The sequence below is a fragment of the Carboxylicivirga linearis genome (genome assembly GCF_018271995.1).
Taxonomy (GTDB): Bacteria; Bacteroidota; Bacteroidia; order Bacteroidales; family Marinilabiliaceae; genus Carboxylicivirga; species Carboxylicivirga linearis.
In genome coordinates this window covers 14,634-28,291 of sequence record NZ_JAGUCO010000028.1, presented here as the reverse complement: position 1 = coordinate 28,291, position 13,658 = coordinate 14,634, and the positions used below count along the sequence as shown (strand labels likewise).

At 37.6% G+C, this 13,658-nt stretch carries 7 protein-coding genes; 4 read left to right on the top strand and 3 right to left on the bottom strand.

The features are described from left to right. Positions 1-42 precede the first annotated feature (42 nt). The 3 genes from KEM10_RS20810 to KEM10_RS20800 form a co-directional block, all read right to left on the bottom strand. Entirely contained in the window at positions 43-798 is a 756-nt protein-coding gene (locus KEM10_RS20810) for a copper homeostasis protein CutC (RefSeq protein ID WP_212219183.1), read from the bottom strand. A 100-nt stretch (positions 799-898) separates the two neighbouring features. Beyond that, positions 899-1,660, bottom strand: coding sequence for a DeoR/GlpR family DNA-binding transcription regulator (locus KEM10_RS20805; protein WP_212219180.1), 762 nt, complete (start codon positions 1,658-1,660; stop codon positions 899-901). A 22-nt stretch (positions 1,661-1,682) separates the two neighbouring features. Next, a complete protein-coding gene (locus KEM10_RS20800; RefSeq protein ID WP_212219177.1) occupies positions 1,683-2,903 on the bottom strand; it encodes a PNGase F N-terminal domain-containing protein in 1,221 nt (406 codons plus the stop codon). Between the two features lie 619 nt (positions 2,904-3,522). On the opposite strand from KEM10_RS20800, the gene KEM10_RS20795 reads away from it, so the two are divergent. From KEM10_RS20795 to KEM10_RS20780, 4 genes are all read left to right on the top strand, one after another. Then, a complete protein-coding gene (locus tag KEM10_RS20795; RefSeq protein ID WP_212219174.1) occupies positions 3,523-6,582 on the top strand; it encodes a SusC/RagA family TonB-linked outer membrane protein in 3,060 nt (1,019 codons plus the stop codon). Positions 6,583-6,587: 5 nt separating this feature from the next. Next, entirely contained in the window at positions 6,588-8,501 is a 1,914-nt protein-coding gene (locus tag KEM10_RS20790) for a SusD/RagB family nutrient-binding outer membrane lipoprotein (protein ID WP_212219172.1), read from the top strand. Between the two features lie 221 nt (positions 8,502-8,722). Then, positions 8,723-10,951: an alpha-L-fucosidase gene (locus KEM10_RS20785; RefSeq protein WP_212219170.1), complete on the top strand. Its 2,229-nt coding sequence runs from the start codon at positions 8,723-8,725 to the stop codon at positions 10,949-10,951. Between the two features lie 17 nt (positions 10,952-10,968). After that, positions 10,969-13,617: a glycoside hydrolase family 3 N-terminal domain-containing protein gene (locus tag KEM10_RS20780; RefSeq protein WP_212219167.1), complete on the top strand. Its 2,649-nt coding sequence runs from the start codon at positions 10,969-10,971 to the stop codon at positions 13,615-13,617. Positions 13,618-13,658 lie beyond the last annotated feature (41 nt).

Here is a 13,658-nt window from a genome sequence, read left to right as displayed (position 1 = left end):
CTAAATGATGAAAAGAGAAGACTAACTTCTATCATCTAAAACCTAACAACCTAATTTATTTAGCTTTTTAATGACTTCAACTGCTTTTGCAATTTTATCTGCATCTACAGTTTGTTTCATATATTCGTCTGAATCAACGTTACCCATGTTTAAGTTTGGATTGAAAAATTCCATTTTTGACTTAACCATTTTAATGGCCGACATATGATACTCCTGCGCATTGGTGCTTTGTTGTAGTTCTTCCATGTTTGATGGGTTAACACCACTTCCTACCAATACGTTGATTTTTCCCTGAGCCAGTTCAACCAGTTCTTTTATGATTTCTTTACCTTCAATGGCCGTGTTTTTTGTGCCCGAAGTTAACACGGTGTCAACCCCAAGGTCAATTAAATCAGCCAATGCCTTTTTGTAGTCGCAAGTCATATCAAACGCTCGGTGAAAAGTAAACTTCATTGGAGCGGCCAACTCAATTAACTGACGGGTTCGTGGTTTGTCAATGGTTCCGTCTGCATTTAAAATACCACTTACCACTCCATGAACTCCCATCTTTTTAGCTTCGATAATATCCTTTTTAATGATATCAAATTCATCATCGGTATATAAGAAATCACCACCGCGAGGACGAACAATAATAAACACATTTGGATGTCCAGTTTTTAGTGCAGCTTTAACGAAGCCAAAACTAGGAGTAGTGCCTCCTTCTTTAACATTACTGCATAGCTCCAATCTGTCCGCGCCCAATTTTAGAGCTTCTTTAACGCCTTCAATGCTATACGTACTTACTTCTAATTTATACATTGTATTGTTTTACTTCTTTCTATTTCAAAATCTTCTTCATATTGCAAATTGTCAAGTGTTTGCCAATGTATTTGGATTAATCAGTTAGTATTAGATCAGATTAAATAACTTGTAATCCACTCAGATTTGTATAGGGTCTGAGAATTGGATTGTCAGGATTTAATTCTGTTATTAAAATATCCAGTTTTTCTATTGGAATAATATTGAAATTCTGAACAGAGTCTAGTTTCTCACTTAATGCAACCGAAACTGTTTTAGCGCTTCGTTCGGCCATTTTTCTTTTTACCAAAACCTCTGATCTGTCAATGTCGGTAAGGCCTCTATCTATGCTTAAGCTTCGGGTTCCGATAAAAAAAATGTCGGCATTTACCTCGTTTAAAAGATTTAAGGTGTCAGTGCCTACCGTTATGGGTACATCCGATAAAAATTCACCTCCTAAAAAGTAGGTGTGCACATTTGCTTTTGATAGTAACTCCGATGCTACCGGCAAGCAGTTTGTCATTACCGATAAACGAAGGTCAGAAGGTAACTGCTTGGCAATTTCGAGGTTGGTGGTTCCGCCATCAATAAAAATAAGCATGTCATCTTTTAATAATGAAATGGCTTTTTGAGCGATTAGTAGCTTCTCTTCGGCGGCAAACGATTTTCTGTCATCGTAATTCATTGGAATATATGAATGACTATCGTTTAATATAGCTCCGCCATGTACTTTGCGTATTAAACCCTTCTGTGATAATTCTTTTAGATCACGACGAATGGTGTCTTCCGAAACATCCAAATCAACACTGAGTTCAGATGATAATACCTTTGATGATTGTTTTATTTTTTCGAGTATTATATTTTGTCTCTCTTCTTTTAACATGGTTCTTTTGATTTAAGGGCAATTATTTAGTTAGAACAATATATGCTGATACATTCCAGTGATTCAATTCATTTTCTGTTTCGGCTTGAGCCTCAGGAATGCTAATTGTAATTGTGTTTGTACCTGTGTGTAGGTTATCAACAGGAAAAATAAATGGTTCAACTTGTGAACCCGGACACCAGTTCGAACGAGATAAATCAGATGATGCTTCAAATTCTTCGATTTCCATTTCTTTGGTATCACCAGTTTTCAGATTTCCTACACGTGCCACTCTCTTTTTTGTCCATACACCAGAGTGAGGATTAAAACGACGGAAAGAGGCACAATCATCTCTCCAGGGTATATCTTTATATAGTACATGGCCGTTAACGGAAACAATATTTTCCTTTTTTACAAATTCATCACCGGTACTGTGTCCTCCATGTCCAGTTGTAATATAATATAGGTGTGCCGATGAATATTCCTGATCTAATTCAAACTCATAAGATATGTCGTTACGATTAAAACCATCAAAGAGTCTTTGTGATTCGGCATATCTAACAGTATTCACTAAAGGAATTACTTTGGTTTCTTCTTGTGGATATACTTCGGCTTTGGTTTCTTTAAATGTGAGTTTTGCCGATAATTGATATCCCTCTTTGGTCCATACATCAATAAAGGCTCCTATCCAAACTTCATTTTCAAGTTCGTTGCATAGTTGAGTGATGTCTTGTTGCCAAGTTACTTTGTTTTCCCAATGAGGGATGTAAACGGGCTTACGTTTCAATATTTGAGGGTCGTGAGAGTAGTAGCCTACTCCGAAGGGCGTCATAAAGCGTAAAAGTTCAATGGAAGGTGAGTATTTGCCGATAGGTGTAATGCCGGTAAATAAATCCTCGTCCTTTGTGTCCTCATATATATTTACAAAGGAATCATGATCAGTCAGGAAATTAATTTGGCTTGAGGAAGGTATAATAAATAGTGAACCTGTTTTATCCCAGGGATCACCTGCAGAAACAACTTCAGCTTCGATACTAATGTTTACGTGTTTAGAATATTTGGGTAAAGTCACTTTCTTAAGAATGATTCTTCCATTCTCTATTTTGATGATTGAATCATTGAGATTTGTGCGGTTTTGTTCCGGATTAAAGTTAATTGGTTCATTGTTGAAGATTGTAATCTCTTTGTTTCCGATTGATTTTTGCGCAGGAGTGCAAGAATATACAAAGTAGAAAAGTATTGGTACTAGTAATTGAAATTTCATGTTTTGTAAATTCATTTTCTTAATTCTTTATATACTTATTACCTAAGGGTTATTCTTTTTCTGTTTCTGCACAGTGAAATCTATTTGTTGATAATGTATTACTCGTGTGCGTTATTTTTCTTTTTAAATAAAGCATTTAAGAGCTTATTAAGCTTTTTTAGCACTATAGTTTATAAATAAACTATATGAGTTGACTTACTGTGAATAATGCAAATTTAATATCTTATTTGCATGTTTGTGCATGAATTATGCTTTATTTTTTGTTTTTATACATAAATTAATGGGTTGAATGCTTTGGAATGTTAGTTATTGCCTATTTAATGATGTTTGCTTGATTAGTGTTTAATGGAAAGGTGAAGTTGTTTGTTTGGTATGCAGTATTTAAGGTATTTGGAGTTGTGGGTTGTGAAAAAAGAATTAAGTTTTATTGGTGTCTTATATGTTTTGGTATAAAAATTGTAAGAAATTAAAACAAATATTAAAATGCATAAAGGCGCATTAAATATCGCATATATTAGCCCCGAAAAGTGTAAAATGTGCAAATGTTTATGCTTATATGCAAGAAAGTGCATAGTTTATGAAATGCACTCTTAAATTCAATTAAATTAATATTCATTGTATGAAAAATTTATGGTTAGTTTTTCTGCTTCTGTTTGCGAGTAATGTTTATGCTCAAAAAACAGTAACAGGTAATGTAACATCGGTTGCAGATGGGTTGCCATTGCCGGGTGTTAACATTAGAATTCAAGGTACTGCGATGGGTACTGTAACAAATTTTGATGGAGAATATACAATAAGTGTATCAGAAGAAGATGCTGTTTTGGAATTCTCATTTATCGGTTTTCAGACCAAAGAAATTATAGTGGGTGATAAGGAAGTGATTAATGTTACTTTAAATGATGACTCAGAAATATTAGACGATGTTGTAGTAACAGCATTAGGTATTAAAAGAGAAAAGAAGGCTCTTGGTTATTCTGTTGCCGAGGTAGGTGATGAAGCTTTTGAAAGTGCGAAATCGGCCAACCCTATGTCATCTCTATCAGGACGTCTTTCTGGTGTGCAGGTAAATTCAACGGCACAAGGTCCAGGAGGATCAGCATCAGTAATTATTCGTGGAACAGCTATTGCAGATGGATCCAATGAACCTTTATATGTAGTAGATGGTGTGCCTATTTCAAACACTAATTTTTCATCGGGCGATGATAAGGGGCAGGGAGGTATTGATGCAGGTAACGGTATGTCTGGAATAGCAGCAGATGATATTGAGAATATATCAGTATTAAAAGGTGCTGCTGCAACGGCTCTTTACGGATCTCGCGCTATTAACGGGGTAGTAATGATTACAACTAAATCAGGAGCCGGAGCAAATGGTACTACTGTTGATTTTAGTTCGAATACTACCATTGATCAGGCTCGAATTTATGCCGACTGGCAAAGAGAATATGGTCAGGGTACCTATGGAAATGCTCCAACAAATCGTGATGAATCCCGAAATAACACGTCAATGTGGGGGGCTCGTTATAATGATGTTAATAACTACACTGATTATAGAGGAGTAACTTCGCCTTATCAGTTTTACGATAATGAAAATGACTTCAATAACCTTGGAGTTACATTAAATAACAGTGTTGCCATTAATCACAATACCGATAATGCAACCCTACGTATGTCTTATAGTAATTTAAGTAATACGGGTATGGTTCCTAATACCGAGTATGAAAGAAATACATTTACCATGAATGGTTCAACCAAGACATGGAACGATAAATTAGAGCTAACTGGTAAATTGTCCTATGTAAAAGAAGGATCAACAAACCAGTCAATTGGAGAAAGCCCCTTTGCCGCCAATTTAATGGGTACTCCTAATAACGTACCTCTTTCCGATTTAAAGAATTATAAAGATCCTGTTACAGGTATGCCAATTGGTTTTGGAGAGCTAAACCAAAATATTTATTGGAATTTAAATGAGATCAGACAGGAGTACCAGAAGGATCGTTTTATTACAATGGGTCAGGTTAAATACAATTTTAATGAGGATTTAAGTGCAATGGTGCGTTATGGTAACGACTATGTTATTTATAAATCGCAGTCGTTATGGCCAATGTATACTCCATGGTACGAAAGAGGTCGCTTGGTTCAGGCAAATGCAAGAGATAATGAAACAAATGTTGATGGATTAGTTACCTATAATAAAGACTTTGGAAAATGGGGAGTGACTGCAAATGCCGGTGCCGCCATGATGATTCAAGAATTTGATCAGGTTAATACTTTTGAGTCTGAATTTTTGAGTGATTCTATGCAGCGTCCGGGTTTTGGAACGCAACGAAGTATCTCTGCTGACTATAGAAAAAGACAGATTAACTCATTGTTTGCAACAGCACAATTCAGGTATGACTCATTTTTGTATGTTGATTTCTCAGCTCGTAACGACTGGTCTTCAACATTGCCAGTAAACAATAACTCGTACTTCTATCCATCTGTTAGTTCATCTCTGATTTTTACTGAGCTGTTTGATGCTCCTGCATGGTTTAGTTTTGGTAAGGTTCGTGCTTCTTGGGCTCAGGTAGGTTCAGATACAGATCCTTACATGACCAGAACGTTTTATAATATTGGATCGGACAATCTGCCTGGTAATGGAGGTGAAGCCGGTAATGGTCAGATTGATGGAAATACCATTCCAAATCCTCACTTAAAACCATCTATGAACGAGTCGGTTGAGGTTGGTTTAGATTTAAAGTTCTTCAATAACCGTTTGGGCCTAGATGTGGCTTACTATAATTCAAAAGCAACTGATCAGATTGTAAGAGTAGCTGTGTCACCAACAACTGGTTATCGCAATGCAATTGTAAATGCAGGTTCAATTCAAAATGCCGGGGTGGAAGCAAGTATTTATGCTGAGCCAATCAGAACCAATAATTTTAGCTGGAATACAACAGTAAATTATGCTTATAATAAGAACAAAGTATTGGATTTAACAGAACGTGTAAATCAGTTGACTTTGTTTGAAAGTTCAAATGTGAGCATTGTTGCAAGAGAAGGTGAAGCATATGGTCAGATTTTAGGTACAAAATACAGAAGAGATGAGGAAGGTAATATTGCATTAGATAATACCGGTCGTCCAATGGTTACTGATGAGTTACATACCTTGGGTAATGCATATCATCATACAATGGTTGGATGGGTTAATCAGTTTCAATATAAAAATTGGTCGGCAACTTTGGTATTAGACGGTAAATTTGGTGGAGATATCTATTCAAACACTGAATCTTCTGCTTATAATACTGGTCGCCATCAATCTACACTGCAACGTAATCAATATACCGAAGGACAATTGTGGTTCCCAACCGAATTAGGTGGTGTTGGAACCACTGCTGCACCGCAGGATTTATATGCAGCTATTGCACGTGTTGATGAGCAATTTATTTATGATGCTTCTTATTTAGCTGTTCAGGAAATCAATTTAACGTATCATTTCCCTACATCTATGTTTGAAAAAGTAAACTTTATGAGAAGCGCTTCAGTTGGAGTTTTTGCTCGTAACCTTGGTTATTTGTGGAGAGCTACTGATAATATAGATCCTCAGGCTTCTTATTCAATTGCCAATGGCGGTGGAGGAGTAGAGTATGGTAATCTTGCCTTACCGCGTAACTACGGTTTTAACTTAAATATTAAATTCTAAAAGCAATGAAACGAAATATATTTTGGATATTCATAGCCGTATTATCATTATTGAATACGGCATGTATGGACGATTTCGGCAATATCAATGATGATCCGAATAAAGTGCCTGAGGTTGATCCCGGGTATTTACTAACACGTGTATGGATGCGTTACAATGGTTCGCCACATGAAGAGCATCGTGGTAACTTGTTAATGTCAGGCCCGTTATCAGGCATTATGTCTTCATCTTATTTTACCGGACAAGGATATAATGGAAATGTTGACTCTTATAACGAAGCAAAAATGTTAGAAATGTATAACGATGCTATCAGAAATGGTGTTGAAATGTTGTATATTTTAAAGGAAGATAAGAGTCAGGATAATACTGCAAAATATGCAATCGGTACCATTGTAATGCAATTCGCATTTCAGCGAGTAACCGATTTATATGGTGATATTCCATATCACGAGGGAGGATTAGGTTATCGCGAAGGTATTTTATATCCTCAATACGATAGTCAGGAAGATATTTATAAATCTTCTGTTGACTCATTAAAAAAGTATCGTGATGTTCTGCTTGACACTGAAAGTGCTCCATTTTCAACCACTAACGATATTATATTTGGTGGTATTGGAAATGGCAATGAAAGAAAAGAGGCTTGGGCAAAACTAGCTAACTCATTGATTTTACGTATGGGAATGAGAGCGGTTGAAGGAGATGCGAACTGGGCGCAACAAACTGTAGAAGAAGCTGCTGCTCATCAGGCAGGTTTTATTACATCTGTTTCAATTGATGATGCTGCTATCATGCCAACAGGTTTAGTTGGTGGTGATTGGGGTATGATTGTAAATGGTGCAGGTAGTGTTTTAAGCGGCACTGGTGGTCGTATTTTTGTAGGAGAAGAGTGGTTGAGAATGGCTCAGGAAAACCGTGATCCACGAATTTTTTATACCGCAGCACAAGGCTATGTTGATGGAAGTGACTTAAAAGCATGGACCGGTCAGAAGTATTTCAATGCTTTTGAACAGGCTGCCAGAACAGGTGAGCCATGGAAACCTGTTACCTTCTCAACATTTAAGAGTGGTGGAGGGGAAGATAATTTTGCTGCTCGTGGCTTGATGTTGGTTAATATATTTAATGAAGATGGAGAGCCAATTCAGGAAAAAGTAGTTGGTCAGTGGTTTATTGATGCTGATACAACAAATGTTTATAATGAATATTTGACAGCTGCTGCAATTAATCCCGAAACCATTGGAAATCGTGAAGCTCCAATTGTTGTATTTGGTGGAGATGAAAGCTATTATATTTTGGCTGAAGCAGCTTTACGTGGATGGTCAGTTCCGGGTGATGCTAATTCAAACCTTCAGAAGGCAATTGAAATTTCATTAAATAAGTACCCTGAACTATATAATTTTGGAACCTCAGCAAGTACTTACCTTGGCAAGCAATCTGCTTTTGAAGGAGAAACACTTACCTATGAAGGGTTAACTCAGGATTACCTTGATTTGGTGATGTCGGAAGATGTTGATTTGGAATTAGTCTGGAGAGAGCGTTGGAAGTCTTGCTTAACTGCTCAAGGGGCATACGAAGCCTATGCTCTTTGGAATAGAACGAATCTTGAAGTAGTACCGGTTGGCTTGCCACGTCCGGGAACCAGTACAATGGAACTTCCTGTTTATAAGGCAGAGGATTTAGTGCTTGAGAATCTAGAGTTTGGTGTTCCTGTTGCGACCAGTGAATATGCATCAGTACCATTTCATAATGGTGGAGACACTGAAGGTTGGAGACCTCGTCGTATTAATTACCCTAATGCAGAACGTACCAATAATCCAGACCATGTAGAGGCTGCAATGCAGAATCAGATTTCAGAATATGGCCAGGTAGGAAGTGGTAGTCACTTTATTACCACTTATATGTGGATTTCTAAAAAAGATTAAATAACTTATACTGAGAGAATAAGCCAGAAATAGATTTTTACACCTGCATATAAACATGCAGGTGTAGAAACTATTTTTATTTTAAAACCTTATATTTACAGCAAAATAACTTTTAAAAAGTTTGCATAAGGTTTTATTTAGTTTCGAAATGTAAGTTTTTGTTAAGCTAAAAACCGAAATTTTAATCTGATTGATAACTATACTTAATTAAGAACTAAAGTATGGAAAAACTTATTGCCATTTGTCTGCTTGCCATAACCTTGGTTGCCGGGTGTTCGCAACCGTCGGGTTTAATGATGAAAACTGCCAACACTATTCCTGTTTCTGAAACAGATACTCCCGATAGTATCATTTTAAAAGCTGCTCACGTTGTTCCGACTCCCGAGCAAATGCAAGCTTTAGAAGATGAATATATTGCTTTTATTCACTTCGGGCCTAATACTTTTACCAGGAAAGAATGGGGTAATGGGTTTGAAGATCCAAAGGTTTTTGACCTTAAAAATATTGATACCGATCAGTGGTGCGAAAGTCTAAAGGCTGCCGGAATGACCAAAGTTATTTTTACAGCCAAGCATCACGATGGATTTGTTTTATGGCAGAGCCGTTATACCAAACATGGTATTATGTCATCATCATTTAAAAACGGAAAAGGTGATGTTTTGAAAGACCTTTCTGCATCATGCCAGAAATACGGTTTGAAATTAGCTGTTTATTTGTCACCAGCTGATTTATACCAGATAGAAAGTCCTGATGGACTTTATGGAAATTTAAGTTCATATACTGACAGAGTAATTCCACGCCCCGTTGAAGGTCGACCTTTTGAAAACAAAACCACTTTTACAGCTAATGTGGATGATTACAACGAGTATTTCATGAATCAACTGTTTGAATTGTTGACTGAGTATGGTCCTATTCACGAAGTTTGGTTTGATGGTGCTCATCCAAAGCGTAAAGGCGGACAAAAATATAATTATCGTGCCTGGAGAAAAATGATCAAAGCTTTGGCTCCGGATGCGGTTATCTTCGGTAAAGAAGATATTCGTTGGTGTGGTAACGAAGAAGGAGATACCCGCGATACAGAATGGAATGTAATTCCTTACCAGGATAATCCTCAAACCATGAATATGTTCCCCGATTTGATGGATCATGATTTGGGAAGCGAGGAAAAATTAGTTGAAGGCAAATATTTGCATTATCAACCTGCCGAAACCAATACATCTATTCGTGAAGGATGGTTTTATCGTGATGATGTAACCCAAATGGTTCGTAGTACAGATGATGTTTTTGATATGTATGAGCGAGCTGTGGGTGGAAATTCAATCTTCTTGTTAAATATTCCCCCTAATCGTGATGGATTATTTTCTGATGAAGATGTGAAAGTTCTGAAAGAAGTTGGAGAAAGAATTAAAGAAACCTATGGAACTAATTTGTTTGCATCGGCTTCTGCAGCCAAAAATATTTTGGATGGAAATACATCAACCTACGAATTATTGGATGATGCCAATAAAAGTATCGAGATTACCACTAAGGAGCCGGTTACTATCAATCGTTTTGTGATTCAGGAAGCCATTCAATCGCATGGTGAGCGTGTTGCAGATCATAAAGTGGAAGCTTTTATTAAAGGCGAGTGGAAGGAAATTGCCAATGGAACTAATATCGGCTATAAGCGAATTTTACGTTTCCCTGAAGTAACTTCTGATAAATTCCGCTTCACTGTGTTGGATTCAAGATATTATCCTGCTATAGCAACTATCTCTGCTTATTATTGCGATGTCCAACCGCCTCAATTACAGCTTTCGAGAGATGTTGAAGGAAAGGTAACCATTGAGCCAAGTAAACATGTGTTTCGTTGGAAATTACATGGAAAGGACCCGGTCGCTAATCTGAATAAGAATTTGCATATTAGATATACTTTGGATGGTACTGAGCCAACTGAGGAATCAATTTTATATACAGAGCCTGTATTAATTGAATCAGCTGAGGTAAAAGCCCGTGCTTTCAACAACGATAAGCAAGGACCTGTATTAGTTCAGAATGTTGGTTTGATTAAAAGAGATTGGAAAGTAAAAGCATCAAGCTCGCAGTTGAAAGGTAATGAAGCAGATTTGGCTATCGATGCTGATGCCAATACTTACTGGTTGTCAAAAGCTGGACGTACTCATTCTATCACTATTGATTTATTAGAAAATAAAACGGTAAAAGGATTTGCTTATACTCCTCAAAAAGTTGATAATGCTGGAATGATTCAGCGCGGAGTGATTGAAGTAAGTACCAATGGACGATCGTGGACAAAAGCTGATGATTTCGAATTTGGTAACCTTATCAATATGCCAACTACCCGAACTCATTACTTTGAAAAGGCTGTTGAAGCAAGGTATGTGAGAATTAAGTCGGTAGAAATTGCAGGTGATAGTAAACAAGCAGCTATTGCTGAAATAGATTTGTTTTAAAACAATTAACACGTCATATGAAAAGAATAGCACAAGTATTTTTAGTTGCCCTGGTGGTTTCGGCTTGCGGAAGTAAAGAGGGGTGGAAAGATGCATCGTTGCCCGAAGAAACAAGAGTTGAACTTCTGTTAAAGGAGATGACTCTTCAGGAAAAGGTGCGTCAGATGAACATGACCCGAGGAGATTACCTGAAAGTAGAAGGAGAAATTAACGAAGATAAAGTGGCTGAACAAGTTGGCGATTTAGGTTTAGGATCTATCCACGATTTCTATCCTAAAACAGCTGACGAATATAATACGGTTCAACGTATCACAATGGAAAACTCACGTTTGGGTATTCCGGTGATGCTGATGGAGGAAATGCTTCATGGTTATTTGACAGAAGGAGCAACCGTTTTTCCTATGCCAATTGCCATGGGTGCTTCGTGGAATAAAGAATTGATGAATAAAGTAGGTAAGGTAATCGGAACAGAAGCCCGTATAAACGGTGCTCATGTTGCTTTAGGTCCTACCTTGGGTATTGCCCGCGAACCTCGTTGGGGAAGGGTTGCTGAATTATTTTCAGAAGATACATACCTGACTTCCGAAATGGGAGTACAGATGATACAAGGTATGGGCGGATTGGAGCCAAAATCGCCTTTTTCTATGATTGCTGGTCCTAAGCATTATGCGGTTCACTCGGCTCCTATTTCTGGATCGAATGCTTCGCCAGTTTTGTTAGGCGAGCGCACTGCCCGTATGGATTTTTTACCAACCTTTGAGCGTGCCATCAAAGAAGCCGGTGCTTTAAATGTAATGTCGGCCTACTCTGAGTTAGATGGGATACCATGTACCGGAAACGAGTGGTTGTTAACTGATGTGTTACGTAACGAGTGGGGTTTTAAAGGATATACAGTATCTGACCTTGGCGCTATGCGTTTCTTGTGGAATGTGCATCATTTTGCAGAGACTCCGCAGGATGCGATTCGTAAAGCTACACAAGCAGGTATGGATATGCAGTTCTACGATTTTACTGATAGTACCTATCAGGCTACATTAATTGATTTGGTTCAAACAGGTAAGCTGGAAGAGAAATACATTGATCGTGCTGTAAAAGGAATTCTTTATACTAAGTTCAGTTTAGGATTGTTTGAAGAGCCTTTTATCACACAAGAAAGAATTGATGAATATTACCACTGCGATGATCATATTCAAACTGCACTAAATATTGCCGAAGAAGGTATTGTGTTGTTAGAAAATGATGGTACACTTCCATTGACTCCAAATAAATACAAGCAAATTGCGGTGTTAGGTCCTTTGGCTAATTATGCTGAATTAGGTGGTTACACAGCATCCGGAGCTGAAGGTGTATCGTTGATGGATGGACTGAATGCAGCTTCTCCAAAAACACAATTTGTATATGAGCAAGGAGCTACTATTGTTGGTCGCGGAACGGTGATTGATAGTAAATATCTGTTCCACGGAAACGGCAAAAAAGGTCTGAAGGCCTCTTTCTTTAACAATATGGAATTAAAAGGTGAACCGGCTCTTACTCGTGTTGATGAGGAAGTAGATTTCGAATGGCCTTGGAATCCATATCCTGGTATCGAAGATGATTTCTTTTCTGCACGTTGGGAAGGATATATCAAAACCGATGTAGATGTAAACGGATGGGTTGGAACCAGCTCTGACGATGGTTCGCGTTTGTACATTAACGATGAGTTGGTGGTTGATGCCTGGAAAGGAACAACGCCTATTACCAAAGCAAAATATGACTTCAAGAAAGGTGTAAAATACAACGTTCGTTACGAATTTTTCGATAATCAATGGCATGCAACCGCATCGTTGCGTTGGTCGAAGAAAGATGAAGGAATTGCTCGTGCTGTTAGATTGGCTCGTCAGTCTGATTTAGCTATCATCACTGTGGGAGAAAACACTAAGACTGTTAATGAGAACCGCGATGTAGCTACATTAGGATTATCATCCGATCAGGAAGAGTTGATTAAGGAAGTTCATAAATTAGGTAAACCATATATTGTTGTATTGCAAAATGGACGTCCATTGTCTACCAACTGGGTTTCGGAAAATGCAAATGCATTGGTTGAGGCGTGGTTTGCCGGTGAGCAAGGTGGAAATGCCATTGCCAATGTATTATTTGGTAAGACAAATCCATCAGGACGTATGCCTGTATCGGTTGCCAAGTCGGTAGGTCAGTTGCCAATTTACTATAATCAAAAGCCAACAACCATCTATCGTTATGTTGATGAAGATGATCAACCTTTATATCCTTTCGGATACGGATTATCTTATTCATCATTTGAATATAATAACCTGAAAGTAGCTGTTGATGAGTCTACAGGTGACTTTAAAGTGAATGTAAGTGTTGATGTTACCAATACTTCAAAAGTAGATGGTAAAGAAGTGGTTCAGATTTACGTTCGCGATTTAAAATCATCGGTAACAAATCCAATCAAATCATTGAAGGCTTTTGATAAGCAAATGGTTAAAGCTGGGGAAACCAAGACTTTCACCTTTACCTTAGGTAAACAAGATTTGCGATTGTGGAATGCTGATAAGAAATGGGCCGTTGAAGCAGGAGAATTCCGAGTAATGACAGGATCAAATTCAAATGATCTCTCATTGCGAGAAGAATTTACTTTGCAGAACAGTTATCAATTGGAAAACTAAGAACTTTTATATTTAAACCACAGATTAAATGGATTGAAACA

What these genes read in the sequence shown, in the direction of transcription:
- KEM10_RS20810 (WP_212219183.1), bottom strand. Translation starts at nt 798, where the DNA reads ATGTATAAATTAGAAGTAAGTACGTATAGCATTGAAGGCGTTAAAGAA.
- KEM10_RS20805 (WP_212219180.1), bottom strand. Translation starts at nt 1,660, where the DNA reads ATGTTAAAAGAAGAGAGACAAAATATAATACTCGAAAAAATAAAACAA.
- KEM10_RS20800 (WP_212219177.1), bottom strand. Translation starts at nt 2,903, where the DNA reads ATGAAATTTCAATTACTAGTACCAATACTTTTCTACTTTGTATATTCT.
- KEM10_RS20795 (WP_212219174.1), top strand. Translation starts at nt 3,523, where the DNA reads ATGAAAAATTTATGGTTAGTTTTTCTGCTTCTGTTTGCGAGTAATGTT.
- KEM10_RS20790 (WP_212219172.1), top strand. Translation starts at nt 6,588, where the DNA reads ATGAAACGAAATATATTTTGGATATTCATAGCCGTATTATCATTATTG.
- KEM10_RS20785 (WP_212219170.1), top strand. Translation starts at nt 8,723, where the DNA reads ATGGAAAAACTTATTGCCATTTGTCTGCTTGCCATAACCTTGGTTGCC.
- KEM10_RS20780 (WP_212219167.1), top strand. Translation starts at nt 10,969, where the DNA reads ATGAAAAGAATAGCACAAGTATTTTTAGTTGCCCTGGTGGTTTCGGCT.